This window comes from Mesorhizobium sp. CU3, assembly GCF_006442965.1.
Lineage (GTDB): Bacteria > Pseudomonadota > Alphaproteobacteria > Rhizobiales > Rhizobiaceae > Mesorhizobium.
On sequence record NZ_VFWX01000014.1, the window covers coordinates 112506 to 138819 of the forward strand.

General features: G+C 65.4%; 22 protein-coding genes. 13 read left to right on the forward strand and 9 right to left on the reverse strand.

The window, feature by feature from the left end; all coding sequences use genetic code 11:
- Positions 1-6: 6 nt before the first annotated feature.
- A complete protein-coding gene (locus FJ988_RS21520; RefSeq protein WP_140820359.1) occupies positions 7-933 on the reverse strand; it encodes a zinc-binding dehydrogenase in 927 nt (308 codons plus the stop codon).
- 106 nt (positions 934-1039) lie between these two features.
- Between FJ988_RS21520 and FJ988_RS21525 the strand changes: the two genes are divergently transcribed.
- The 8 genes from FJ988_RS21525 (at position 1040) to FJ988_RS21560 (ending at position 10098) form a co-directional block, all read left to right on the forward strand.
- Entirely contained in the window at positions 1040-1408 is a 369-nt protein-coding gene (locus FJ988_RS21525; RefSeq protein ID WP_140820360.1) for a helix-turn-helix domain-containing protein, read from the forward strand.
- Between the two features lie 303 nt (positions 1409-1711).
- Complete coding sequence (locus FJ988_RS21530) at positions 1712-2545, forward strand: GNAT family N-acetyltransferase (RefSeq protein ID WP_140820361.1); 834 nt, start codon at positions 1712-1714, stop codon at positions 2543-2545.
- Between the two features lie 13 nt (positions 2546-2558).
- Entirely contained in the window at positions 2559-3935 is a 1377-nt protein-coding gene (locus FJ988_RS21535) for an aspartate aminotransferase family protein (protein WP_140820362.1), read from the forward strand.
- 229 nt (positions 3936-4164) lie between these two features.
- On the forward strand, positions 4165-4887 hold the full coding sequence (locus FJ988_RS21540; protein WP_140820363.1) for an HAD-IA family hydrolase: 723 nt from the start codon (positions 4165-4167) through the stop codon (positions 4885-4887).
- 65 nt (positions 4888-4952) lie between these two features.
- On the forward strand, positions 4953-6563 hold the full coding sequence (locus FJ988_RS21545; RefSeq protein ID WP_140820364.1) for an ABC transporter substrate-binding protein: 1611 nt from the start codon (positions 4953-4955) through the stop codon (positions 6561-6563).
- Positions 6564-6650: 87 nt separating this feature from the next.
- Complete coding sequence (locus FJ988_RS21550) at positions 6651-7601, forward strand: ABC transporter permease (RefSeq protein WP_140820365.1); 951 nt, start codon at positions 6651-6653, stop codon at positions 7599-7601.
- Positions 7598-8446, forward strand: a complete 849-nt coding sequence (locus FJ988_RS21555; protein WP_140820366.1) for an ABC transporter permease — start codon at positions 7598-7600, stop codon at positions 8444-8446. Before FJ988_RS21550 ends, FJ988_RS21555 begins: the two co-directional genes overlap by 4 nt.
- Positions 8443-10098 carry an ABC transporter ATP-binding protein gene (locus tag FJ988_RS21560; protein WP_140820367.1) on the forward strand — a complete coding sequence of 552 codons (1656 nt, stop codon included), beginning with the start codon at positions 8443-8445 and terminating at the stop codon, positions 10096-10098. Before FJ988_RS21555 ends, FJ988_RS21560 begins: the two co-directional genes overlap by 4 nt.
- Positions 10099-10176: 78 nt before the next feature.
- Here the strand turns inward: FJ988_RS21560 and FJ988_RS21565 are convergent, their stop codons facing one another.
- A complete protein-coding gene (locus FJ988_RS21565; RefSeq protein ID WP_140532133.1) occupies positions 10177-10653 on the reverse strand; it encodes an Lrp/AsnC family transcriptional regulator in 477 nt (158 codons plus the stop codon).
- Positions 10654-10877: 224 nt separating this feature from the next.
- Between FJ988_RS21565 and FJ988_RS21570 the strand changes: the two genes are divergently transcribed.
- The gene (locus tag FJ988_RS21570; protein ID WP_140820368.1) at positions 10878-12203 is read left to right on the forward strand and encodes an FAD-binding oxidoreductase; all 1326 of its coding nucleotides are present in this window, start codon (positions 10878-10880) and stop codon (positions 12201-12203) included.
- A gap of 43 nt (positions 12204-12246) precedes the next feature.
- Here the strand turns inward: FJ988_RS21570 and FJ988_RS21575 are convergent, their stop codons facing one another.
- From FJ988_RS21575 to FJ988_RS21595, 5 genes are all read right to left on the reverse strand, one after another.
- Positions 12247-13614 (reverse strand): NAD(P)/FAD-dependent oxidoreductase, encoded by a 1368-nt coding sequence (locus FJ988_RS21575; protein ID WP_246688627.1) that lies wholly within the window; start codon positions 13612-13614, stop codon positions 12247-12249.
- On the reverse strand, positions 13611-13913 hold the full coding sequence (locus FJ988_RS21580) for a (2Fe-2S)-binding protein (protein ID WP_140820370.1): 303 nt from the start codon (positions 13911-13913) through the stop codon (positions 13611-13613). Before FJ988_RS21580 ends, FJ988_RS21575 begins: the two co-directional genes overlap by 4 nt.
- The gene (locus FJ988_RS21585; RefSeq protein ID WP_140820371.1) at positions 13910-15895 is read right to left on the reverse strand and encodes a hydantoinase B/oxoprolinase family protein; all 1986 of its coding nucleotides are present in this window, start codon (positions 15893-15895) and stop codon (positions 13910-13912) included. Before FJ988_RS21585 ends, FJ988_RS21580 begins: the two co-directional genes overlap by 4 nt.
- A gap of 5 nt (positions 15896-15900) precedes the next feature.
- Complete coding sequence (locus tag FJ988_RS21590; protein ID WP_140820416.1) at positions 15901-17979, reverse strand: hydantoinase/oxoprolinase family protein; 2079 nt, start codon at positions 17977-17979, stop codon at positions 15901-15903.
- Positions 17980-18068: 89 nt separating this feature from the next.
- Positions 18069-18974, reverse strand: a complete 906-nt coding sequence (locus FJ988_RS21595) for a LysR family transcriptional regulator (protein ID WP_140820372.1) — start codon at positions 18972-18974, stop codon at positions 18069-18071.
- A gap of 111 nt (positions 18975-19085) precedes the next feature.
- Here FJ988_RS21595 and FJ988_RS21600 point away from each other — a divergent pair, with 111 nt between their 5' ends.
- A complete protein-coding gene (locus FJ988_RS21600) occupies positions 19086-20204 on the forward strand; it encodes an FAD-binding oxidoreductase (protein ID WP_140820373.1) in 1119 nt (372 codons plus the stop codon).
- Positions 20205-20376: 172 nt separating this feature from the next.
- On the opposite strand, the gene ftsZ is transcribed toward FJ988_RS21600, so the two are convergent.
- Positions 20377-21369: a cell division protein FtsZ gene (ftsZ, locus tag FJ988_RS21605; protein WP_140820374.1), complete on the reverse strand. Its 993-nt coding sequence runs from the start codon at positions 21367-21369 to the stop codon at positions 20377-20379.
- Positions 21370-21547: 178 nt separating this feature from the next.
- The gene (locus FJ988_RS21610; protein ID WP_140820375.1) at positions 21548-22732 is read right to left on the reverse strand and encodes a Gfo/Idh/MocA family protein; all 1185 of its coding nucleotides are present in this window, start codon (positions 22730-22732) and stop codon (positions 21548-21550) included.
- Positions 22733-23029: 297 nt separating this feature from the next.
- Between FJ988_RS21610 and FJ988_RS21615 the strand changes: the two genes are divergently transcribed.
- The 3 genes from FJ988_RS21615 to FJ988_RS21625 all read left to right on the forward strand — a co-directional run bounded on the left by FJ988_RS21615 (position 23030) and on the right by FJ988_RS21625 (position 26310).
- Entirely contained in the window at positions 23030-23929 is a 900-nt protein-coding gene (locus FJ988_RS21615) for a MurR/RpiR family transcriptional regulator (RefSeq protein WP_140820376.1), read from the forward strand.
- Between the two features lie 72 nt (positions 23930-24001).
- Positions 24002-24784 (forward strand): SDR family oxidoreductase, encoded by a 783-nt coding sequence (locus tag FJ988_RS21620; RefSeq protein ID WP_140820377.1) that lies wholly within the window; start codon positions 24002-24004, stop codon positions 24782-24784.
- Complete coding sequence (locus FJ988_RS21625) at positions 24781-26310, forward strand: mannitol dehydrogenase family protein (RefSeq protein ID WP_140820378.1); 1530 nt, start codon at positions 24781-24783, stop codon at positions 26308-26310. Before FJ988_RS21620 ends, FJ988_RS21625 begins: the two co-directional genes overlap by 4 nt.
- Positions 26311-26314: the final 4 nt, after the last annotated feature.

The following is a 26314-nucleotide window of genomic DNA, read 5'->3' on the forward strand; positions in this document are numbered from 1 at the left end:
GGTTTCTTACATTGGCTTCAGCGTGAGAACGGCGTTGCCGCGCACGCCTCGGCTGCGGAGCGTGTTGAGGGCAACGGCCGTTTCGGACCAATCGGCAATCAGGCCGATTTCGGGATGCAGCCGACCTGCCTCGACCATATGCACGAGAGTTGCGAGGTCTCTCCCATCGGTGACGTCACTGTCCGTATAGTCGAAATGCATGATCGATCCCGAGATCGGCCCTTCCCAGAACTTGAAGAAATCCAGTGTCGGCGCGGCGCGGCTTGCTTGGCCGAACCAAATCAGGGTCCCGCGTCGCCGAAGTTTGACCAGCGCCTGCTGGAGCGCCGGGCCACCTGTCGATTCCAGAACGACATCGAACGGGCCTATGGCTTCGGTGAGGCTTTGCACGACCTTGGCTGCACCGAGTTCGCGCAGGCGCTCGCCTCGCTCCGGCGTTGCCACAACGACGGTCAGTTCGGCTCCGCCGGTCGCTGCAAGCTCGGTGAAGTAGTGGCCGACGCCTCCCGATGCGCCTGTCATGAGCATGCGTCGGCTGGCAGGCGGCCCTGAGGCGCGCAACAGCCGCAGCGCGGTGAGGCCGGCGAGCGGGAGGGCTGCCGCCACGGTCGTGCTCACCGTGCCAGGCAGGGCTGTGAGACGGCTGGTCGCAACCGCAACTCTTTCGGCCCATCCCGCGGCTGGCGGGTGTGCGACGACTCGCGTTCCAGATGGCGGCCCCGACCCGTCGGCTGCGGCGCGAAGAACCGTCCCCGCGACATCCTTGCCGGGCCGCCAGTCCTTCGCCGGGCGTTCAAGCAGAAAGGTCTCGCCGCGATTGATCGAATACGCAGCCACTTCGATAAGAGCTTCATGCGGTGCGGGGCTGGGTTCCGGAACGTCGGCGAGCGCCACCGCCCGCGTTGCTTCTCCGGTAGGAATAAGGGCTTTCATGAGTCGCTGCCATCGCCATCGAGATTTGTTCGACAGCAAAATAGGATGGTATGTTTCTTTTCGAAAGAAGGCACTGTAAAGTTGTATAGGTTCCCGGAGGATACCAATGTCGCAATCATTCGACGTGATGCAGGACGCTTGCCCTACGCGCCAGGTTCTGACCCGTGTCGCCGACAAATGGACGATGCTGGTCGTTCTGGCGCTCGGCGACGGTACATTGCGTTTCTCGCAATTGCGCGCTCGTATCCGGGGCGTGACGCAGAAGATGCTCACACAATCTTTGCGAGGCCTCGAACGAGACGGAATGGTGTCTCGACACGTCTATCCGACGGTCCCGGTGACGGTCGAATATACGTTGACGCCGCTTGGGCACAGCCTTGCCAAGGCGGTCGCCGTGATCCGGGACTGGGCCTATACTCACATGGACGAAATCGACAAGGCGCGTATTCACTATGATAGTGATCACATCAAGTGATAGATTGCGTGTTCATTATTTGATGATTTGCGATCGTCCTCTTTGAAGGGCGACATAGTTCTTACCTGCAGCCCGATATTTTCGGTACGCGCTTGGGCATGGCGCGTGCATCGCGGACGCTACGGGCAAAAGAATAGAAGCTGCGGCCGACCGGTTGCATAGCGGGCACTCGCCTCGGACAGTGCCAGCACAAGATGCGGCGCGCCCCTCGCGCTACGGCCAAAGATACCGTCAAAGCCAAAGCCTTCAGATGATCTGCCGCGCGCCGATGACCGAGACTTGGGCCATACGGAAGGATGCCTCATGCAGCAGGACGAAATCGCAATCCAGGCCTTCGGGCCTGACCATATCGAGGGCGCGGTGGCGCTCTCGCGCCAGGAGAATTGGCCGCATCGACCGCAGGACTGGCAGATGGCGCTGCAACTCTCCAGCGGCGCTGTGGCGCTCGGCGACCAGGGCCAGGTCAGCGGCACCATCCTGGTCACCCCCTACGGCATGGATTGCGCCATGATCAACATGGTGATCGTCGACAGGAACGCGCGCGGCAAGGGGCTCGGGCGCAAACTCATGGAAGAAGCCTTCGCCCTTGCCGGCGATCGTCCGCTCAGGCTGGTCGCAACAGCAGACGGCATGCCTCTCTACGAAAAGCTCGGCTTCGTTCCCTCCGGCACCATCCTGCAGCATCAGGGCAATGTCGCGACGCTTGGTTCGCCCGACCGCGTGGAGGCCGCAGGCCCGGACGATCTGGCAGAGATCAAGGCGCTGGATCGCAACGCATACGGCGCCGACCGTGAGACCCTGATCGATGCGCTGGCCGAGCGTGGCGAATTCGCCGTCATCCGCCGCGACGGCGTCATCGAGGCCTATGCCGCGATCCGTCCGTTCGGACGTGGCGAGGTGATCGGCCCGGTCATCGCCGGCAGTGCGGAGGAAGCCAAGGCGCTCATCAGCTTCTTCGCCGCGCCGCGCGCTGGCGCCTTCCTGCGCGTCGATACCGACAGCCGGACCGGCATCGCCGGCTGGCTCGCCGAAATCGGCCTTTCTCATGTCGGCGGCGGCATAGCCATGGATCGTCCGCGGAAGACGGGTTCGGCCCGGCCAAAAGTTTACGCCCTCGCCAACCAGGCGCTCGGCTAGTTCGGAGGACAAAATGCTCGCCAATTCCCTGATCGAACTCGACCGCGCCCATCTCATCCACCCGGTCTCTTCCTATCGCGGCCACGAGGCGCTTGGCGTGCGAGTGCTTAAATCCGCCAAGGGCGCCACCGTGACCGACGCATCCGGCAAGCAGCTCGTCGACGGCTTCGCCGGGCTTTGGTGCGTCAATGCCGGCTACGGCCATGACAGCATCGTCGAGGCCGCTGCCCGGCAAATGCGCGAGCTTCCCTACGCCACCGCCTATTTCGACCTCGGCTCGGAGCCGGCCATCCGGCTCGCCTCGGAACTCGCCGAGCGCGCGCCGGGCGATCTCAACCACGTCTATTTCACCCTCGGCGGCTCGGACGCGGTCGACAGCACGATCCGTTTCGTCCGCTACTATTGGAACGCAAAGGGCAAGCCGCAGCGCGACCAGTTCATTTCCATCGAGCAGGGTTATCACGGCTCGTCGGTGGTCGGCGCGGGCCTCACCGCGCTGCCCGCCTTCCATGCCGGCTTCGGCATTCCCTTCGAATGGCAGCACAAGATCCCCTCGCCCTATCCCTACCGCAACCCGGTGGGCGATGACGGCGACGCCATCATCGCCGCGTCGCTCGCCGCGCTGAAGGCCAAGATCGAGGAACTCGGGCCGGAGCGCGTCGCCGCCTTCTATGCCGAGCCGATCCAGGGTTCGGGCGGCGTCATCGTGCCGCCGAAGGGCTGGATCAAGGCGATCCGCGAGCTCTGCCGCGACTACGGCATCCTGTTCATCGCCGACGAGGTGATCACCGGCTTCGGCCGCACCGGCCCGCTTTTCGCCTGCACCGAGGAGGACATCGTTCCCGATTTCATGACCACCGCGAAAGGGCTGACCTCCGGCTATGTTCCGATGGGCGCCGTGTTCATGGGCGATCATGTCTATGACGTCATCGCCGACGGCGCCGGCACTTCTGCGGTCGGCCACGGCTATACCTATTCCGCCCATCCCGTCAGCGCCGCCGTCGCGCTCGAGGTGCTGAAGCTCTATGAGGACGGCGGCCTGCTGGAGAATGGCATCAAGGCTGGCGCCCGCCTGATGGCCGGCTTGGAAAGCCTGCGCGACCATCCGCTCGTCGGCGACGTACGCGGCCGCGGCATGCTGGCCGCTGTGGAACTGGTGGTCGACAAGGCGAAAAAAACGCCGCTTCCGGCGTCGGCCATGCCGGCGCGACGCGTCTTCGACAGGGCCTGGGACAACGGCCTCATCATCCGCGCCTTTGCCAATGGCGTCCTCGGCTACGCCCCGCCGCTCTGCTGCACCGACGACGACATCGACGCGATCGTCGAGCGCACACGCCGGACGCTCGACCAGACGCTGGAAGATCCAGATGTGCGCAAGGCCTTGGCATGACGCACGCCGAATATGTCGTGTCTCGAAATATCGCCAGGGCAGACGATTTCGCAATTTTGTGCCGAAGCCCCGCGCCTTTTCGGAGAATCCAGCGCGGGGGAAGTGCCAGACTACCGTTAAGACAAGGCCAGAAAGCCGGGATTTACCGGCTTCTTGAAAAGGCGACGTCCCGGACAGCACGGAATTTTGTTCTGTCCGGCACGGTTCGACTGCAGAGGAGAGCTAGTTCTTGGCCAAGGCCTTAAGCGAATTCAAATACATGACCTTCGATGTCGTCGGCACGCTCATCGACTTCGAGGGCGGCATCACGAGCTGCCTCGCCGCAATCGCCGCCGAGGCCGGTGTTTCGGTCGACAGCGAGGAAGCGCTGAGCCTCTATCGCCAGGCCCGCTACATGCCCGGCGTGGGGTTGTTTCCGGACGATCTTGTGCGCGTCTACACGGTCATCGCGCCGCAGCTCGGCCTGCCGGCCGACGAGAAATACGGCGTCCGCCTGCGCGATTCCGCCGCCACCTGGAAAGGCTTCCCCGACAGCGCGGCGGCATTGGCCAGCCTGGCGAAGTCGCACAGACTGATCGCCATGACCAATGCGCGGCGCTGGGCGCTCGACCATTTCGAGAAGCAGCTCGGATCGCCCTTCTTCGCCACCTTCACCGCCGACGATACCGGTACCGAGAAACCCGATCCGGCCTTCTTCCAGATGGTCTTCGATTTCGTCGCCTCGCGCGGCGACAGCAAGGACGACATCCTGCATGTCGCGCAAAGCCAGCATCACGACATCGGCATATCGCGGGCACTTGGGCTGACCAATTGCTGGATCGAGCGCCGGCACGCCCAGAAGGGCTATGGCGGCACGATCGAGCCGGCCAACTTCACCGTGCCCGACTACCACTTCACCTCGATGGCCGACCTCGCGGCGGCCGTGCGGGAAAGCCTGAAAGAACGAACCTGAGCTTAAACCCGGAAAGCCGCATCAAGACGCGCATCCCGGCCAAACAAAACAGAAAGGGGAATGACATGACCGACAAGATTACCAACTGGACCGGCGCCGACGACGCCATGGTCGAGAACGCCATACGGCGGGGCGCAAGCCGCCGCGAGCTCCTCAAGATGCTGCTGGCCGGCGGCGCCGCATTTGCCGCGGGCGGCGTGGTGCTTGGCCGTGCGACACAGGCCGTCGCCGCCACGCCGGTCTCCGGCGGAACGTTCAAGGCGGCCGGCTGGTCGTCCTCGACCGCCGACACGCTCGACCCGGCAAAAGCCTCGCTCTCCACCGACTATGTACGCTGCTGCTCGCTCTACAATCGCCTGACCTTCCTCGACAAGGACGGCGTCACCCAGATGGAGCTGGCCGAAAGCTTCGACAGCAAGGACGCCAAGACCTGGACCGTGAAGCTGCGCAAGGGCGTCACCTTCCATGACGGCAAGGACCTCACCGCCGACGACGTCGTCTTCTCGATGAAGCGCCATCTCGACAAAGCGGTCGGCTCCAAGGTCGCCAAGATCGCCGCCCAGATGACCGGCTTCAAGGCCGTCGACAAGTCGACGGTCGAGATCACGCTCGCCGATCCGAATGCCGATCTGCCGACCATCCTGGCGCTGCATCACTTCATGATCGTCCAGGACGGCACCACGGACTTCTCCAAGGGCAACGGCACCGGCGCCTTCGTGCTCGAGACCTTCGAGCCGGGCGTGCGCTCGGTCGTCACCAAGAACAAGAACTACTGGAAGTCGGGCAAGCCTTATCTCGACTCCTTCGAGTTCATCGCCATCAGCGACGACAGCGCCCGCGTCAACGCGCTTCTGTCCGGCGATATCAACTTCGCCGCCTCGATCAATCCGCGCGCCATGAAGCTGCTGGAAAGCCAGCAGGGCTTCGAGCTGTCGAAGACGACCGCGGGCAACTATACGGACCTCAACATCCGGCTCGACATGGATCCGGGCAACAAGGCCGATTTCGTGGCCGGCATGAAGTATCTCGTCAACCGCGAGCAGATCGTCAAATCGGCACTGCGCGGCCTCGGCGAAGTCGGCAACGACCAGCCGGTATCGCCGGCGAACATCTTCCACAATGCAGACCTCAAGCCGAAAGCCTTCGATCCGGACAAGGCGAAGTTCCACTTCCAGAAGTCGGGCCTGCTCGGCCAGTCCATCCCGGTCATCGCCTCCGATGCTGCGACCTCGTCGATCGACATGGCGGTGATCATCCAGGCTGCAGGCGCCGATATCGGCATGAAGCTCGATGTCCAGCGTGTCCCGTCCGACGGCTACTGGGACAATTACTGGCTCAAGGCGCCGGTCCATTTCGGCAACATCAATCCACGCCCGACGCCGGACATTCTGTTCTCGCTCCTCTACGCCTCCAACGCGCCCTGGAACGAAAGCCAGTACAAGTCGGAGAAGTTCGACAAGCTGATGATCGAGGCGCGCGGCTCGCTCGACCAGGCCAAGCGCAAGGAAATCTACGGCCAGATGCAGACCATGATTTCCGAGGAAGCCGGCACCATCATCCCAGCCTATATTTCCAACGTCGATGCCCTCTCCAGCAAGGTGAAGGGTTTGGAAGCGAACCCGCTCGGTGGCATGATGGGCTACGCAATGGCGGAATATCTCTGGCTCGAGGCCTGAGAGACACGCTGACGGGAGCCGGTGAGCCGGCTCCCGTCACTGCCTTGCGCAACATTGTCGGCCGGACTCAACCGCAGGAGCGTTTCCATGACGTCTGGGGTTCTGAACCTCGTGCTGAAGCGGCTGGCGATCGCCCTCGTCACGCTTTTGATCGTCCTGTTCGCGGTGTTTTTCGCCACCAGCATGCTGCCTGGCGACACCGCCTCGATCCTGCTTGGACAGGCGGCGACCCCCGAAGCGGTCGCCGGCCTGCGCGAGGCCATGCATTTGAACGACCCGGCGATCCTGCGCTTCCTGCGCTGGCTTCTCGGCCTGCTGCATGGCGACCTCGGCACCTCCTATGCCAATGAGATGCCGGTCGCGGCGCTGATCGGCGGCCGCTTTGTCAACACCATGAAGCTCGCCGGCATCACCACGCTGATCTCGGTGCCGCTGGCGCTGACGCTCGGCATCACCGCCGCGATGCTGCGTGGCTCGCTCTACGACCGCATCGTCACCGTGCTCTCGATCGGCGTCATCTCGGTTCCGGAATTCATGGTGGCGACGCTGTCGGTGCTGCTCTTTGCCGTCTATCTGAAATGGCTGCCGGCGCTGTCCTCGGTCAACGAGGCGCATTCGCTGACCGACCTCGTGCGCATCTATGCGATGCCGGTGATCACGCTCACCTTCGTCATCTCCGCGCAAATGATCCGCATGACCCGCGCCGCGGTGATCGAGACGCTGTCCACGCCCTATGTCGAGATGGCGCTGCTGAAAGGCGCCTCGCGCGGCCGCATGGTGCTGCGGCACGCGCTGCCCAATGCGCTTGGGCCGATCGTCAATGCGGTGGCGCTATCGCTCTCCTATCTGGTCGGCGGCGTCATCATCGTCGAGACGATCTTCAACTATCCCGGCATCGCCAAGCTGATGGTCGATGCCGTCGCGACCCGCGACCTGCCGCTGATCCAGAGTTGCGCGATGATCTTCTGCCTCGGCTATCTGTTCCTCATCACGGCCGCCGACATCGTCGCCATCATGTCGAACCCGAGGCTGAGATGACGACACGCGCCGCAGCCTCCCGACGGTCCTTGCTAGGCCACAGCTATAACCTTGTCGGCGTCGCGGCCGCGCTGGTCATCCTGGCCTGGACGCTGGTCGCTATCTTCGCGCCCTACATCATCCCGCATCCGATCGGCGACATCGTCGACGACGACTATTTCGGCCCGATGCGCCAGGGCCTGTGGCTCGGCTCGGATTATCTGGGCCGCGATATGCTCTCGCGGGTGCTGATGGGCGCGCGCTATACCGTCGGCATATCGCTCGCCGCCGTCTCCATCGCCTGCTTCTCCGGCGTCGTGCTGGGCATGATCGCGGCCGTCACCGGCGGCTGGCTCGACACCTGCCTGAGCCGCTTCCTCGATGCCATGAACTCCATTCCGAGCAAGCTGTTCGGCCTTGTTGTCGTCGCCGCGGTCGGCTCGTCGATCCCGGTGCTGATCCTGACGCTGGCCGTCATCTACATTCCCGGCGCCTACCGTTTTGCCCGCGCGCTCGCCGTCAACATCAACACCATGGATTTCATTACCGTCGCCCGCGTCCGCGGCGAAAGCACGGCCTATCTCATCGGCTCCGAGATCCTGCCCAACATCATCCGCCCTGTGCTCGCCGATTTCGGTCTGCGCTTCGTCTTCATCGTGCTCTTGCTCTCCGGTCTGTCCTTCCTCGGTCTCGGCCTGCAGCCACCTTTGGCCGACTGGGGCGCGCTGGTGCGCGAGAACATCGGCGGCCTGCCCTTCGCGGCGCCCGCCGTCATCGTGCCCTCGTTGGCGATCGCCAGCCTCACCATCAGCGTCAATCTGCTGATCGACAATCTGCCCCAGAAGATCAGGGACCGCGACGCATGAGCAATCTCGTCGAGGTCAGGAACCTGAAAATCCAGGCGACCACCGACGCCGGACGTCTGGTCGAGATCATCAAGGGCGTCAGCCTCGACATCGCCGACGGCGAGATCGTCGCACTGATCGGCGAGAGCGGCTCCGGCAAGACGACGCTGGCGCTGTCGCTGATGGGCCATGCGCGGCCCGGCTGCCGCATCGCCGCCGGCGAGATCAACGTCAACGGCAAGGACATGGCCGCACTCTCCGAGAAGGAACGCGCCAAGCTGCGCGGCACCGACATCGCCTATGTGCCGCAAAGTGCGGCTGCCTCGTTCAATCCCGCGTCGACGATCATGGAGCAGGTGATCGAGGTCACCCGCATCCACAGGCTGATGCCGCCCGAGCAGGCGCGCAAGCGCGCCGTCGAGCTGTTCAGGGCCCTGTCGCTGCCGGATCCGGACAATATCGGCGCCCGTTATCCGCACCAGGTCTCCGGCGGCCAATTGCAGCGGCTGGCGGCGGCCATGGCGCTCATCGGCGATCCCAAGCTGGTCATCTTCGACGAGCCGACGACGGCGCTTGACGTGACCACCCAGATCGACGTGCTGAAGGCCTTCAAGTCGGTGATGCGGGCCGGCGGCATAGCGGGCGTCTACGTCTCCCACGATCTCGCGGTGGTCGCCCAGATCGCCGACCGCATCCTAGTGCTGAAGGGTGGCGAGGTACAGGAGACCGGCACGACGGCGCAAATCCTGTCGGCCGCGCAGCATCCCTACACGCAGGAGCTGCTGGCCGCCTTCGAGCCGAAGCCGCGGCAAGCGCAGGCGGATGCCGATGCCGCAACGAAGCCGCTGCTCAGCATCGAGGGTTTGACGGCCGGCTATGGACCGGCAAAGCCCGACGGACTGCCTCTCGTGCGCGCCGTCGATTCCGTCAGCCTGGTCGTGGAGAAGGGACGCAATCTCGGCGTCATCGGCGAATCCGGCTGCGGAAAATCGACGCTGGCGCGCGCCATCGCCGGCATCCATCCGGCGGCGGTAGGCGAAATCGTCTTCGACGGCAAGGAACTGGAACCCGCCGCCGGCAAGCGCAGCCGCGACCAGCTGCGCGAGATGCAGATCGTCTTCCAGTATGCCGATACCGCGCTTAACCCGGCCAAGCCGGTGGAAGACATCATTGCGCGGCCGCTGGCCTTCTATCACGGGCTCGACAAGCGCGCGCGCTCGAAGCGCGTCGACGAACTGCTCGACATGGTGCGACTGCCGAAGGCGCTGCGTTACCGTCATCCCTCGGAGCTCTCGGGCGGCCAGAAGCAGCGCGTGAATTTTGCGCGCGCGCTTGCCGCCAACCCTAAGCTCATCATCTGCGACGAGATCACCTCGGCGCTCGACACGGTGGTGGCCTCGGCGGTTATCGAATTGCTCAAGGAGCTGCAGCGCGAGCTGGAGCTGTCCTACATCTTCATAAGCCACGACCTCTCCGTGGTCGAGGCGATCTGCGACCAGATCATGGTCATGTACAATGGCGAGCGGGTGGAGCAGATCACGCCCGACAAGGTAAAGGCGCCCAGCCACCCTTATTCCAAGCTTCTGTTCTCATCGGTGCCGAAGCTCGACCCGACCTGGCTCGACGGTCTCGTCCGCGACCCCGAGCTCGTCAGCCAGTACGGGCATCGCTGATGCGTGTCGCCCAGAAGTGTGCAGCGGTTCTGGGATAACGACATGCATCAAAACAAAGACTGAAAGAGACGGCTCGGCTTACATCGGGAACAGGCTGGGCAGCGGCATGTGCGCCTTGACGATGGGCGACTTCAGCACGACGAAACTGAAGTACTTGTCGATGCCGATATCCATGTCGGTCAGCCGCTCCATGATCGTCTGATACTCGCCGATGCCGGCAGTCATGAATTTCATCAGATAGTCGTAGCCGCCGGAAACGAGGTGGCATTCGATGACCTGATCGATCTTCTCCACCACGGCGAGAAAGCGCGCGAAGTCGACCTGGCGGTGGTTCTTCAGGGTGATCTCGGTGAATACGGTCAGCGTCTGGCCGAGCTTGCCGATATTGACCTGCGCCGAATAGCCTTCGATGTAGCCTTCCGACTGGAGTTTCTTCACCCGCATCAGGCACGGGCTCGGCGACAGATGCACTAGATCGGCCAGTTCGACATTGGTGATGCGGCCGTTCTTCTGCAATTCGTGCAGAATCTTGATATCGATCCGATCCAGTTTCACGGCCGCCTCCACGGAAAAAGCGCTACAGCACAAAATGCCGTCGCACCGATGATCGTCCAAACTACCATAGCCCGCCACGCTGTCCATCCAAACGGACAGCGCTTTGAAAAGCGTGGGCTCCCGATTTCCACGGCGTGACCGGAATAAAATTCTGCTTCCGATCCAACTGCAGCAGCGGCTGCCTGCGCAACGCGATAGATTGAAGCCTCAAGGCGGAGAGGATCATGCGCGCGCCGCTGCAGCAAATCGAGACTTCGGGCGACCTCCCGCAAGCCGCGGACGCGGTGGTGATCGGCGGCGGCATCGTCGGCGTCTTCGCGGCCTATTACCTGGCGCTGCGCGGCATGAAGGTCGCGCTTGTCGAAAAGGGACGCATCGGCGCCGAGCAGTCTTCCAGGAACTGGGGCTGGTGTCGCCAGCAGAACCGCGACGCCCGCGAACTGCCGATGGCGACCCGCAGCCTCGATCTCCTGGATCGCTTTGCGGCCGAAAGCGGCGAGGACACCGGCTTCCGCCGCTGCGGCCTGCTTTATCTCAGCAATGACGAGGCGGAACTGGCCGGCTGGGCGCGCTGGCGCGATTTCGCCAAGACGGCCGGCGTCACCACGCATATGCTGGACAGTCGCGAGGCCAGCGAACGCGGCCGCGCCACGGGCAGAAGCTGGAAAGGCGGCGTCTTTTCGCCGACCGACGGCACCGCCGATCCGTCGCGGGCCGCACCCGCGGTCGCCCGCGCCATCCTGAAGCTCGGCGGCACGGTGCACCAGAACTGCGCCGCGCGCGGCATCGAGACCGAAGGCGAACGCTTGAGCGGCGTGGTCACCGAAAACGGCACAATCCGGACCAAGGTGGCGGTGATGGCCGGCGGCGCCTGGGCGTCGTCCTTTTGCCGGCAGTTCGGCTTCCGCTTTCCGCAGGCCTCGATCCGCTCCTCGATCCTGTCGGTCTCGCCCGGCGCCGAAGGCCTGCCAGATGCGCTGCACACGGCAAGGATCTCGGCCACGCGCCGCGGCGACGGCGGCTACACGCTCGCCATCAGCGGGCGCGGCCGCGTCGACGTGACGCCGCAGCAGTTGCGCTTCTCCTCGCAATTCGTGCCGATGTTCCTGAAGCGCTGGCGCAGCCTCGCGCCCGGCGGCCTGCAAGGCGCGCTTTCGGGCCACGAAACGCTGAAACGCTGGCGGCTCGACCGGCCGACACCGATGGAGCGCATGCGCATCCTTGATCCGGTCCCGGACCAGGCGACGATCCGCCTGACGCATGCCCGCGCGCTCGACCTGCTGCCCGATCTCAAAAAGACCAGCATCAGTGCTGCATGGGCCGGCTATATCGACAGCACGCCGGACGGCGTGCCTGCCATCGGTGAGATCGACGCCGTTCCGGGTTTCTTCCTGGCCGCCGGATTTTCGGGCCATGGCTTCGGCATCGGGTCCGGCGCCGGACACCTCGTCGCCGACCTGGTGACCGGGTCGGAACCGATCGTCGATCCGGCATCCTACGATCCACGCCGCTTCGACGCTTCGTCCTGGGGCAAGGTCGCTGATTTCTAGCATGTACCTCATGCCGGCATCTGGCGCGGGCTGAGCGATCGCATCAGCCCTCTCGCAGAAAAGCAGCGATAGGCGCCGGCCGCACAGGCGCCTGTCCGCGGAACCGGCCAACGGCTTCGGTTGTGCAGCCGGCCTTCGCCGCGACGAGCTCGACGGCGGCCAACTGGCAAAAGCGCCCTTGGCAGCGACCCATCCCGACGCGCGACAGCGATTTCACGCGGTTGGCCTCGCCGCCGCCACGCTCCACGCTCTCGCGTATGCTGCCTGCGGTCACGTTCTCGCAGCGGCAGACGATGACGTCGTTGGGGAGTGTCCGCGCCATCGCCTCAGGCCAGGGAAAGGCGGTGGCAAGACCGCGTGCAAAGCGCTCAAGCCGCTTGAGCTTGTGCAGGTCGGCACTGATGGCGGGCGCCGGATATCCGAGATCGGCAAGGCATGCCGCCGCCGCGAGACGCCCCGCGATCTCCGCGCCGTCCGCTCCGAGAAGGCGAACCCCATCACCCGCAAGATAGACGCCGTTGCCGCCCCGACCCATCTCATCAGCCTTTGGCAGCCACTGCCGCCACTGCTCGTCATAGGCGAAGGCGCATCCCACGAGGTCGGCCAGATGCGTCTCGGCGCGCAGGTGCCAACCCATGCCAATCATGTCACAGGGCGTCAGTTGCTCCCGTCCCCCGGCATCGCGCCAGCGCAGTGCCGTGACACCCGACGCGTCGGCCTCGATGCGCTCCAGCGTCACGCCCGCATAGTAGCGGCGGCCGAGCCTTGCCCGCAGAATGAGACCGCGTAGCGCGACCACCGGCCGGGCGGCAAGTCTGGAGAATCCCCGCATCTGCTGGTTCCAGGGAGAAGTGTCGAGCACTGCCGCCACATCCGCTCCGGCCTTGACGAGCTGGGCGCCGACCAGCGTCAGCAAAGGCCCCGATCCGACGAGCACGATCCGCCGCCCGAGCGCCACCCCCTGCGCTTTGAGCGCGATCTGCGCAGCGCCGAGGCTGTAGACGCCGGCGCTCTGCCAACCCGGGACAGGAGCGACACGGTCGGACGCTCCGGTGGCAAGGATCAGCCGGTCGTAGCTGACCAGCTGCAAGCCGCCCTCGCCCAGCACATGCAGCCGACCTTCGTGCACAGCGATGACAGAGCTGCCTAGGTGATGGGTTAGCCGCCCCTCTGTCGCCAGCCCGTCAAACAGCCCATGCAGCGCACGCGCCTTCGCCGCCTCGGACCCGTAGAGTTGTTCCGGCGTGCGAGTAAACCCATCCGGCGGACGGCGATAAATCTGCCCGCCGGCGCGATGGCCTTCGTCGACCACCACCGGATGGAGCCCGGCCTCGACCAGCGTCGCGGCCGCCCGTATGCCGGCGGGACCGGCGCCCACGATCACGACGCGAGGCGGCGCGGTCCCGCTCACGGCCAGTGCTCCGGCGGCGTCGTGCGCAACCGCATGCCTTCGGCGACAGGCGTCGAGCATGCCCGCAGGCGCGGTCCCTCGTCCTGCCAGACCCAGCAATCCTGACAGGCCCCCATCAGGCAGAAACCGGCTCGCGGCTCGGGTCCGAATTCGGATGTTCGCAACGCGTGTCCGGCGGCCAGCATTGCGGTCAGCACTGTGTCGCCCGCCAATGCGCTGTGCATCTCGCCGTCGAGGAAGAAACGCACCCCTGCCCGACCTCGCTCGGCCAGCCGGACGATGCGGCCGGCCGTTATCATTCCGCCGCCTGTTGTATGACATGAGGATGCGGCAGCTCGGGAAACCGCTCGCAAACCGCATCGAAGGCCGCCAGCACGCCGTCCGGCCCGGAGCGCCCCTTCATGCGGCGGAAGATTTCCGTCTTGGCGAAGAAGCGCCAGTGAATGGGCAAGGCGTCAAGCACGGCATGCAGCCGTTCATAGGCCGCCGGCGTCCACTGCGCTTCGTAGCCGTCACGCTCCGGGCCGAAATGGAAATGGCCGACGTCCGGCTTGTGCTGCGCCCGCAATTGCTCCGTCGCCTGCTGGTCGATCGCGCCGTCGCGGAAGACGACGCCATAGTCGCGCTCGGCCGCTTCCGGCGAGACATAACCGCGCCGCACGTCCTGCGCCACCCGCCAGGGCTCGCGCTGATTTGGATCGCCGCGACCGCCGCCGCCGGCGGAGCGGATCTCCAGCACGTCGCCCGGCTGCAGCACCGCCGTGTCGATATTGCCCAGCCGCCGCTCGTGCTCGGTTCCCGGATTGACGACCATGTCGGACAGGCCCGCCGCCTTGCCGCCCAGCACGCCCCAGGGACGGAAGAAGCTGCGGTCGCGGTTGCGCGCCGTGATCCGGGAGTCCGGCGCAAAGACGCGAAAAGCCATCTCGGTCGCCAGCCCGCCCCGCCAGCGCCCGGCGCCGCCGCTGTCCCTGGCGAGCCCGTATCGCACGAACTCGACCGGCGTCTCGGTCTCGGTGATCTCGATCGGCGTGTTTTTCAGATAGGCCGCATCCGCGCCCGAGCCGTTGGTGCCGTCGCGATGCGGCATCGCCCCGCCGCCGCCCACCACGGGGTTCACCGCCGCGATCACGCTCCGGCTGCTGCGCTCGTCGACTGTCATAACGTTGACGATGCAATTGTTGCCGGCGGGCGCCGCGGGCAGCCGCTCCGGCACCGCTTGCGAGAAGGCGCCGAAGACGACCGAGCGCAGTCGGGCGCAGGTCAGCGAGCGCATGCCAACGGCGGCGGGATGGATAGGGTTCAGCACCGAACCTTGCGGCGTTACGCAAGTGAAGGGCCGGGTAAGGCCCGTGTTGAGCAGGAGCTTCGGATTGAGCGTGTAGAGCACGTAGTAGACGCCGACCAAAAGCATGGTGTGGCGCGGGTCGCTGCCCGACGGCACGTTGAGCGAGGAGCCGAGTTGCGGATCGGAGCCGGTGAAGTCGAGCACCGCCTCGTCACCCCGGATCGTCAGCCTGAGCTTCAGCCGGCAGGGATTGGCCTCGACCGAATCCTCGTCGGCGTAGTCGGCGAATTCCCATGTGCCGTCGGGCATCGAACGCAGCACGTCGCGCGCCTGCGCCTCCGCATGGTCGAGCAGCGCCGAAACGCCTTCGACGAAGCCGGCCTTGCCGAATTTCTTCACCATCGCCTGGATCTTGCGCTCGCCGGTGTTGAGCGCGCCGACCAGCGCCTTGATGTCGCCGATGTTGAGCTCGGGCTTGCGCACATTGGTGCTCATGATGCGCAGGATCGTCTCGTCGAAGACGCCTTCCCTCACCAGCTTCATCGGCGGAAAGCGGATGCCTTCCTGATGGATTTCGGTCAGCGCCCGGCTGAGCGAGGCCGGCACCGCGCCGCCCATGTCGGTGTTGTGGATATGCCCTCCGGTCCAGGCGACGATCTCGCCGTCGACGAAGACCGGCTTCCACAGATGCGTGTCGGGCGCGTGCGTGGCGACGTGCCCGGAATAGGGATCGTTGGTGAAAGCGACGTCGCCCGGCCGGTAGTCGTCGACCATCGCGATCGCACGATGATAGGACAACCCCGGATACCAGGTGGCGCCGAGTTCCATCGGCACGGCGAAGGTCGCGCCAGATCGGTCCATAAGCATCACGGTGAAATCCTGCGTCTCCTTGACGAAGGCCGAATGCGCGGTGCGGTGCAGCGTGTGCGCCATGTTCTCGGCCGCCGCACGGGCATGGTTGGCCAGAACCTGAAGGTTGGTGCGGTCGAACAAGGGCTTCACTCCGCGAAAGTGAGAAGAAGATTGAGATGGCGGTCGACCCGTGCTTGCGCCCCGGCGGGGATGGCGAAGGTGGTGTCTTCCTGCACGACCACGGCGGGACCGTTGAACGTTGCGCCCGGTACCAGTGTCTGCCGGTCGTGGAGATCGACGGTCTCGATGCCCAGGCCCGTATAGACCGGGAGCCGGCGCGCCGGACTAACCGGGATTTCGACCTCATCGGCCTCCGGGAAGGAGAGCGCCGGTCCAGCGCCGATCGCCGAGAGGCGAACATTCACAAGCTCGATCGCGCCGTCCGGGTCGTGGAAATCGTAGAGCTGCTGATGGGTGAGGTGGAAGGCCTGCGCAATTGCTGCCGCATCGCCATCCGCCAGCCACTGCGGCGACAGCATGACCTCGATCTCGTAGCTCTGCCCGATATAGCGCATGTCGCAGGTGAGGTTGAGCTGAGCTGCCGCATCGTGCCCCTGCGCCGCGAGCCAGTCGCGGCCCTCTTGTGCAAGCGCTTCGAAAGCCTCGCGAATGGCGGGGAGCGACGCTGCCGACAGCGGGCTGAAAATGGTGCGGATGAAGTCGCCGCGCAAATCCGCCACCAGCCCGCCGAGCGCCGAGACCACGCCCGGGCGGCGCGCCGCCATGACCCGCTTCATGCAGAGTTCGCGGGCCAGGAAGGCGCCGAGCATCGGGCCGCCGCCGCCGAACGGCATCAGCGTGAAATCGCGCAGGTCGACGCCAGCGCGCGAGGCGAGTTTTTCCACCTCGACGAACATTTCCGACACGGCGATATCGAGGATCGCCTGCGCCGTCTGCTCGACCGTGCGGCCGAGCCTGGCGGCGAGCTCGCCGACCGCGCGCTGCGCCAGTTGGGCATCGACTTTGAGCTGGCCGTAGGCCATCTCGCTGTGGCCGAGCCATCCGCACACCACCATGGCGTCGGTCACCGTCGCCCGTTCGCCGCCGCGGCCGTAACAGGCCGGTCCCGGCGTCGAGCCGGCCGATTCCGGTCCGACCCGCAACACGCCTTGTGCATCGACGCTGGCGATCGAGCCGCCGCCGACGCCGATCGAGCTCACCGACACCGACGGGATATGCAGCGGAAATTCGCCGATCAGCTCGCCGGTGCCGAACTGCGCCTCGCCGCCGATGATGAGCGCGAAGTCGGCCGAGGTCCCGCCGATGTCGAGGGTCAAGATCTTGTCCTCGCTGGCCTGGCGCGCCAGCCACGAGGCACCGATGACCCCGGAGGCGGTTCCCGACAAAAGCATGTTGACGCAGGCGTGCTTGCCCTCGGCGGCATTCATCAGCCCGCCATTCGATTTCGTCAGCATCGGCCGGGCCGGCACGCCGCGGGACTTCAGCCGCTCTTCCAACGCGGTCAGATAGCCCGACACGCGCGGATGGACATAGCCATTGAGGATGGCGGTCGAGCTGCGCTCATATTCGCGGATCACTGGCCAGACCTCGGCCGAGGTAAAGACGAAGAGGTCCGGCGCAACGCGGGCGATCGCCGCCTTCACCGAGGCCTCCTGGGCGCCGTTGCGCCAGGCATGCAGGAAGGAGACGATGATGCCTTGCGCCCCCTTCGCTTTCGCCGCTGCCACGCCCCGCTCCACCGCCGCCATGTCCGGCGCCAGGGATTCAGCTCCATCGGCGCGCATGCGGGCCGGAATGCCGAACACCATGTCGCGCGAAATCAGCGGCTCCGGCCGCGCGCAGAACAGCGAATACATGTCCGGCATGCGCAACCGCGCCAGTTCGATCACGTCCTCGAAGCCGGCATTGGTGAACAGCGCCAGCGGCGCGCCCTTGCGCTGGATGATGGTGTTGATGCCGACAGTGGTGCCATGCACGAAGCGCGTCATGCGTGTCGGATCGAAGCCTTCGCGTTCGGCCAGGAGCGCGAGACCGGTCATCAGCTCTGCGCCCGGATCCTCCGGCGTCGTCAGCACCTTCAGCGAAGCGACGCGTCCGGAGTTTGCCTCGAGCGCGCAGAAATCGATGAAGGTCCCGCCAATGTCGACGCCGACCTTCCAGTCGGCTCCGTTCCGCGCTGCATCCGCCGCAATGGCACTGTCCATCATGCGTCCCTTCCTGTCTGCCGGCCAAAGCTGGCACGAGCGGGCCGTCAGGGTCCAAGATGGATGAGGGGCAAGGATATAAGTCTTGCTTATGCCTGAGTGCGATGCTCGCCGAGAACGGCGGAGCAGGCCGCACGGATTTCGTCGCGCATCATCTCGTCGGCCCGCGACAAGGCCCGGGCGCGCGACGTAAGCAACGCGATCGGAAATTCCGGCCCGTCCGCCAGCGGCCTGACGGCAAGCCCGGAAAACTGGCGCCACGGCAGCAGCGCGTCGACCAGGCCGATGCCGAGACCAGCCTGGACGAAGCCGACCGCCGAGATGGAAACATCGATCTCCAGCGACGGCGAAAGCGTCACGCCCTGGGCGCGCGCTGCGTGCGCCAATTCATCGGCGGGCCGGGTGTTGCCGCGATAGGATATCAGCGCCTCGCCGGCGAGGTCGGCGAGCGTCAGTTCGGCTTTCCCGGCCAAGCCATGTCCGGCGGGCAGCAGGCAGGTGAAGCCGACGCTGCCGATCACCTCGGCCTCGATGTCGGGCGGCAGCCGGTCGTCCAGGGCCACGCCGAGGCTGGCATCGCCGGCGCGCAGCATGTCGATGATCGCGGCGATCGGCGCCATATGGGAGCGCAGCAAGATGTCGGGATGCTGCGCCCGGAAGGCGGTGAAGGCGCGCGGCAAGATCGCCATGGCCGGCGGCGGCGAGGCTGCGACCCGCACCAGCCCGGTCCGGCCGAGACGCAGGTCGGTGGTCTTGCGACGCAGGCCATCCAGCCCCGCCGACAGCCGCTCGGCGTCGGCGAAGATTTCGAGCGCCTCAGGCGTCGGCCGCAGCCGGCCCTTGACCCGCTCGAACAGCGGGAAGCCCAATTCGTCCTCGGTGTGCAGCAGGATCTGGCTCAGCGCCGGCTGCGAGATGTTCAGCATGCGCGCCGCGGCGGTCACTGTGCCCGCGCGCATGACGGCGATGAACACTTCGAGCTGCCGGGCCCGCAATTGCCACTCCATAGGTAAAGCTTATGGCTCTTATCCAAACCCATCTTTGACGCAACGCCGCGGCGTCGACAAGATCAGTCAGACTTCAGGTGCTGTTCGCAAGGGGCCGCCATGGATGTGATCGTGCTGGGCGGCGGCCTGATGGGGACGGCCTCGGCCTATTTCCTCGCCAGGCGCGGCGCGCGCGTGACGCTGATCGAGCGCCACCGGATCGGCAGCGGGGCGACCGTCGCTTCGTTCGGCAACATCCGGCGCACAGGGCGGCATCTCTCCCAGCTGCCGCTGGCCCATCGCTCGCTCAGCCTGTGGGGCGAGGCCGAAAAAATGCTTGGCCGCGATGTGGAGTTCCGCGCCACCGGTCATATCCGGTTGATCTTCGACGAAGGCAGCCTCGCCGACATGCGCGCCTATGCTGAGGCCGCGCGGCCCTGGGGGCTGGAGTTGGAAGAACTGACGCCGCGCGAGATCCATGCCCGCTTTCCAAGCCTGGGTGCCGACGCGATCGCAGCCTCTTTCTCGCCGCATGACGGCAGCGGCAATCCCCGCCTGATCGCGCCCGCCTTTGCCGAGGCTGCTCGCAGGTTGGGTGCGGAGATCGTCGAGGAGGCCGAAGTCGAGGCGATCAGCCGCACGGACTCTGGATTCCATGTCGCCAGCTCGAAAGGCGCGTTCGCCGCCGAGTGCCTGCTCAACACCGCCGGCGCATGGGGCGCGCGCATCGCCGCGCAATTCGGCGAGCCGGTTCCGCTCGATGCGCGCGGCCCGCAGATGGGCGTGACCGAGCCGCTGCCGCATCGGATCCTGCCGGTTGTCGGCATCTGGACGCGCGACAAGGACTATGGCGCCTATCTGCGCCAGGTCGAGCGCGGCAACATCGTCTTCGGTGGTGCGGCCGAGAGAGTGCCGGTTGACCTCGACCCCGGCCATGCGAGCGCCGATCCCATGCGCCTGCCGACGCAGATGCGCGCCGTCGCGCGGCTTTTGCCGGCAATCGCAAAGGTCGCGGTGATCCGCACCTGGTCGGGTTGCGAGGGCTATGTGCGCGACATGCTGCCGGTGATGGGGCGCTCGGCGACGACGCCGGGCCTGTTCCACGCCTTCGGCTTTTGCGGGCATGGCTTTCAGCTCGGTCCGGGCGTCGGCGAGGCCATGGCCGAGCTGATCACGACCAGCCACTGCGCAACGCCGCTCGACGATTTCAGGATCGATCGCTTCAGCCGCGCCGCCTGAACGGAACCGACGCTGAGATCGCTAGGCTCCAAGGTGTGTCGAGATCCAGGTCAGGCCGAGTCGAAAATGGTGGCGTCCGAGAACCGGAGCGGAGCGTACTTTTCGTACGTGAGCACCGGAAGCGCAGGAAGCCTCCATTTGCAGGCCGGCCTCACCTGAATATCGACACGCCTTAGGCGAACCTTTGCTCCAGCCGTGTCACATCCGCGCCCTTGCGCAGGCCCGTTGCGACGACCGACACGCGGAACTTCCCGGCCAATGCGTGATCGAAAATGGCGCCGACAATGATGTCGGCATCGGCGTCGACCTCTTCGCGTATTCTCGTCGCGGCTTCGTCGACCTCGAACAATGTCATGTCCATGCCGCCGCTGATCGACACGAGCAGCCCCCTGGCGCCCATCATGGAGGCCTCGTCCAACAGCGGATTGGCGATCGCGGCCTCGGCAGCCGTCTTCGCGCGCCCCTCCCCGGAAGCCTCGCCGGTTCCCATCATCGCCGGCCCCATGTCCCGCATCACCGACTTCACATCGGCGAAGTCGAGATTGATCAGGCCTTCCTTGACGATCAGGTCCGTGATGCAGCCGACACCGGCGTAGAGAACCCGGTCCGCCATGGCAAAGGCATCGGCAAACGTGGTCCTTGCGTCGGCGACCCGGAACAGATTCTGGTTCGGGATGACGATCACGGTATCGGCGCTCTCGCGAAGGCGCTCTATGCCTTCCTCGGCGGCCCGGGTCCTGCGCTGGCCTTCGAACACGAACGGCTTGGTGACGACGGCCACCGTCAGGATGCCGGCGTCGCGCGCGGCGCGCGCAATGACCGGCGCAGCGCCCGTCCCGGTGCCGCCGCCCATGCCGGCGGTGATGAAACACATATGCGTTCCCGCCAGATGATCCATGATTTCATCGATGGATTCTTCCGCAGCCGCGCTGCCGACATGCGGCAACGATCCGGCGCCCAACCCCTCGGTCACATGCGCGCCCAACTGGATCAGGCGCGACGACTTCGACATGGTGAGCGCCTGGGCGTCGGTGTTGGCGACGATGAACTCGACGCCCTGCAAGCCTTCGGCGATCATGTTGTTGACGGCGTTTCCGCCAGCGCCGCCGACCCCGACAACGGTGATCTTTGGCCTCATCTCCAGGATTTCCGGCTTGTTGGTCATCTTTTTATCTCTCTACGGAAAGCACCCGCTGCACCTGCCGCGCAATCATACCGAACCCGGACACGAGCAGACGAATCAGGTGGTCCCCACCGCCGTCAGGGAATCAGAGGAGACGCCTCGCCGCAAGCTGATCGTGAGCGCCTTGCTCAACTCGTCAAGAATTTAGCGAGCCTCGGCTTCATCCGAAGCGCGCCGGCGTCCACGCACCGCCGGTGCAACTGGACTCCACCGCCGCCGCCACGAACTTCACGCCGCGCGCGCCGTCGACCACGTCGGGCACCTGCGCCGCGCGCGCCGCATCGACCGTTCCGCCCGATCGGTGCGCGCGAATAATGTCGGCGGCATCGCGGTAGAAATTGGCGAAGGCTTCGATATAGCCCTCCGGGTGCGCTGCCGGCATGCGCGAGACGCGCCGCGCTTCCGCCGTCGAGCCGTGACCGCCGCGCACCAGCGTGCGGGTTTCCTCGCCATAGGGCGAGAAACGCAATTCCTCCGGCCGCGATCCAAACCATTCGATGCCGGCCTTGTCGCCATAGATGCGCACCGAAAGGTCGTTGTAGTGGCCGGGCGAGGTCTGGCTGGCTAGGATCGTGCCGCGCGCGCCGCCCGTCCAGCGCATGAGCACATGCGCGTTGTCGTCGAGCCGCCGCCCCGGCACGGCGGTGAAAAGATCGGCCGAGACCGCCTCGGCCTCGAAACCGGAGATGAAGCTCGCCAGGTTGAAGGCATGCACACCGATGTCGGCCAGCACCGCCGACTGCCCGGCGCGCGCCGGATCGGTGCGCCACTCGGCCTGCTTCTGGCCCTCGGCGTCGATCGGTTTGGTCAGCCAGTCCTGGATATAGGCGCCGTGCACGGAGATGATGCGGCCGAGCTCGCCCGCCGCCACCATTTCGCGCGCCTGGCGCACCATGGCATAGCCGGTATTGTTGAGCGTGACGACGAAGCGACGCTGCTTTGCCTTGGTCAGCGCGACCAGCGCCTCGGCCTCGCCAAGCGTCGTCGACAGCGGCTTGTCGCAGATGACGTCGATGCCTGCCTCGAGGAACGCGGTGGCGATCGGCGCGTGCAGATGGTTGGGCGTGACGATGACCACCGCCTCGATGCCGTCCGGCCGGGCCGCCTCGGCTTTGGCCATGCCGTGGTAATCGGCATAGCTGCGCTCCGGCGCGATGCCGATCTCGGCCGCCGAGGCCGCGGCATTCTCCGGATCGGACGACAAAGCCCCGGCCACCAGCACGATCTGGTCGTCGAGCCGCATCGCCAGGCGATGCACGGCGCCGATGAACGCATTGCGTCCGCCTCCGACCATGCCGACCCGGAGGCGTTGGCGTGACATTCCATCGGCGGTTGCGTAGACCATGATTGCGATTATTCTCCCGGCAGGATGATTGACGACGGCTTTCGCCGCGAGATTTAGACTAAGGTCTACCTCTTGTTTTCGAATGATATTTCTATTTTTTGGTTTGTAAAATGTTTGTGCCGCGCTAGCTTTTGATCAGGTTCAGAAAGAGCCTGATCCCGAACCGAAGGACCGCGTCAGCGAAAAGTGGGAACCGGTTTTCGGAAAAGATCATGCTTCAAAAGAAACTGGACTGCATCCGGAGGGCAGGGATCGGATGACGCATCCGATGGTTGGGGTCAGAATGAGGCATATTCTATGAGCGGCCGCGGCAAGGCGGCCGATGAGCCGTCTACACATAGTTTGGAGACGGCGGCGAGAAAACGAAGCCGCTCGCTGGCGGCGCTGGGCTACACCAAGCCGCAAACCTACGAAGAACTGCGCGCGGTGCTTTCGTCCGGCACGGTGCATTTCCCGAAACGGCTGCGTCAGGTCGCCATCTATCTTTGGCAAAACCCGAGCGACGTGGCGCTTGGCACGATCGCGCAGGTCGCCGCGCAGGCCGGCGTGCAGCCGTCGACGCTGGTGCGCTTCGCGCAGATCTTCGGCTTTGCCGGCTTTTCGGATTTCCAGAACCTGTTCAAGGACCGCATGAAAGGCTCCTGGCCGGAAACGAAGGGGGGGCAGGAAAAGACCGCCGAACCCAACGCCGACCTGCATTTCCTCAACGGCATGATCGGCGCGTCACAGGCCGCGCTCAGCCGCATCGGCAACAGTTTCGACATCGCCGCTTTCGAGACGATGATCGCCCATCTGGCGGCGGCCGAGCTGATCTATGTCATCGGCTCCAAGCGCGCCTTCCCGGTCACCGCCTATCTGTCGCTCACGCTCTCGCAGCAGGGCGTCCGCAACGTGCTGGTCGACAATGTCGGCTCGAGCGCGCTCGATCAGGTCGGCTGCATAACGCCGGCCGATGCGGTGCTCGCCGTCTCCTTCAGCCCCTACAATTCGATCACGCCGGACCTGGTCGCCGTCGCGCATGAGCGCAAGGCGCGCATCGTCACCATCACCGACAGCACCTTTTCGCCGCTGGTCCGGCTATCCGACACCTGGCTGGAGGTGGTCGAGCAGGATTTCGGCGGCTTCCGCCCGCTTGCCGCATCGCTCGCGGTCGGCATGGCCTTGGTCCACGGCCTCGTCTCGCGCCGGACAGGCTGACGGCACCAATTGACTAAAAGGAACTTGAGTTCCATATTTTAAAAAATAGAAACTTTGTTCCCGGGAGGAGGAATGGAGGTTCGGCTTGACGGCAAGGTGGTGCTGGTCACTGGCGCCACGCAAGGCATCGGCCGCGCGATCGCCGCGACGGCTGCGCGTTCGGGCGTTGCCGGCCTGCTGATCACCGGCCGCGACCAAAGCCGCGGCGATGCCGTCGCAGTGGAGCTTTCCGGCATGGGCGCTCCGGCTCGCTTCGTCGCCGCCGACCTCGGCAACGCCGATGCTCCGGAACTATTGGCCCGGGCCTGCATCGAGCGCTTCGGCCGCATCGACGGCCTGGTCAACGCCGCCGGCCTGACCGATCGCGCCTCCTTCGTCGATGCCACGCTGGACGATTGGGCATCGCTGTTTGCCGTCAACGCCCGCGCCCCCTTCTTCCTGATGCAGGCGACCATCGCCGACATGAGGAAGCGCGGACAAGGAGGCTCGATCGTCAACATCCAGTCGATCAACGCGCACTGCGGCTCGCCGGAGCTCGCCGTCTATTCGGCCACCAAGGGCGCGCTGGCGACGCTGACCAAGAACGCCGCCAACGCCCACCGCTTCGACCGCATCCGCGTCAACGGCATCAATGTCGGCTGGACCGACACACCGGCCGAACGCATCATGCAATCCGATACGCTCGGCCACGGCCCGGGCTGGCTCGACGCCGCCAACGCCGCGCAGCCTTTCGGCCGGCTGCTTTCGGTCGATGACATCGCCAACCTCGCCGTCTTCCTGCTCTCCGACGCGGCCGGCCCGATGACCGGCGCCGTGATCGACCAGGAACAGGCGGTGATCGGAGCCAACCGGTGAACGCCGCCGAACGGCTCGGCCCTGCCTTGCTCGGCCGCCTGCCGCCGCAGGTTCGAAAGCCGGCTTACGACCGTACGGCGCTGAAGCCGGGCATCGCGCATCTTGGCGTCGGCGCTTTCCACCGCGCCCATCAGGCCGAATACACGGACGACCTCCTGGAGAAGGATTTCGACCGCTGGGGCCTGATCGGCATCAACATCAGGCCTCCCCTCCTCACCGATACGCTCGGCAAACAGCATGGTCTCTACACGAGGCTGATCCGGGAGAATGACGAGGTAGAGGCACGCGTCATCGGCAGCATCATGCGCGTCGTCGACAGCCAGGACAGCGCCGCGCCGGCGCTCGACGTGCTCGCCTCGCCGGAGATCGAGATGGTCACCATGACGGTGACCGAGAAAGGCTATTGCCACATCCCGTCGAGCGGCGCGCTCGACCTCGACCACCCCGACATCGTGCGCGACCTCGCCAATCCCGAGGCGCCGCGCAGCGTGCCCGGCATCCTGGCAAGGGCGCTTGAATTGCGCATGGCCTCGCATGGCCGGCCGCTGACGCTGCTCTCCTGCGACAATATACCGACCAACGGCACGATCCTCGGCAATGTCGTGCGCAGCTTCGCCGAGCGGCGCGTCAGCAAGCTTGCGGAATGGATCGACGACAATGTCGCCTTTCCCTCGGCCATGGTCGACCGCATCGCGCCGGCGACGACCAAGGCCGATGCCGATACGGTCGAAGAACGCTTCGGCTACCATGACGGCGCCGTCGTCGTCGGCGAGCGTTTCCGCCAATGGGTGATCGAGCAGAAATTCGCCGGGTGCGTGCCGCGCTGGGACCTTGTCGGCGCGACTTTCGTCGACGACGTCACGCCCTTCGAGCATCTGAAGATGCGGGTGCTGAACGGCGCCCAGACGACGCTGAGCTATCTCGGCGTTCTAGGCGGCTTCGAGCACACGTCAGACGCAATAGCCGACCCGCTGCTGGCCACATTCGTTCGTCGCATGCTGACCGAGGAAACGCTGCCGACGCTGATGCCGGTGCCCGGCATCGCGCCGACAGTCTATGTCGAGCAGAGCCTCTCGCGCCTCGCCAACACCGCGATCCGCCACCGCAACCACCAGATCGCCACCGACGGCTCGCAGAAGATCGTGCAGCGCCTGCTCAACCCGATCCGCGACCGACTGGCCAAGGGCGGGAGCATCACCCTTCTGTCCGTGCCGGTCGCCGGCTGGATGGCCTATCTCATCAAAGCCTCCGCGCGGTTCGGCAGCGCCTGGCCGGTTTCCGATCCTTTCGCGGAGAAAATCGCGGCGATCGCCGACCGCATCGGTTCGAACAGCAAACTGCTCGCCGACGCGATCTTGGCAATCGATGCCATTTTCGACCCGTCTTTGGCCGCCAACGCGACATTCCGCGCGCATATCGTTGCGGGCTTGGACGGCCTTCTCTCGAATGATCCAATGGCCTTCGTCAGACAAGTCTGCGCTGGGCCAACAGATGCGCGGTTGAAGCAACCGGCTCGATCTGCATAGTTAC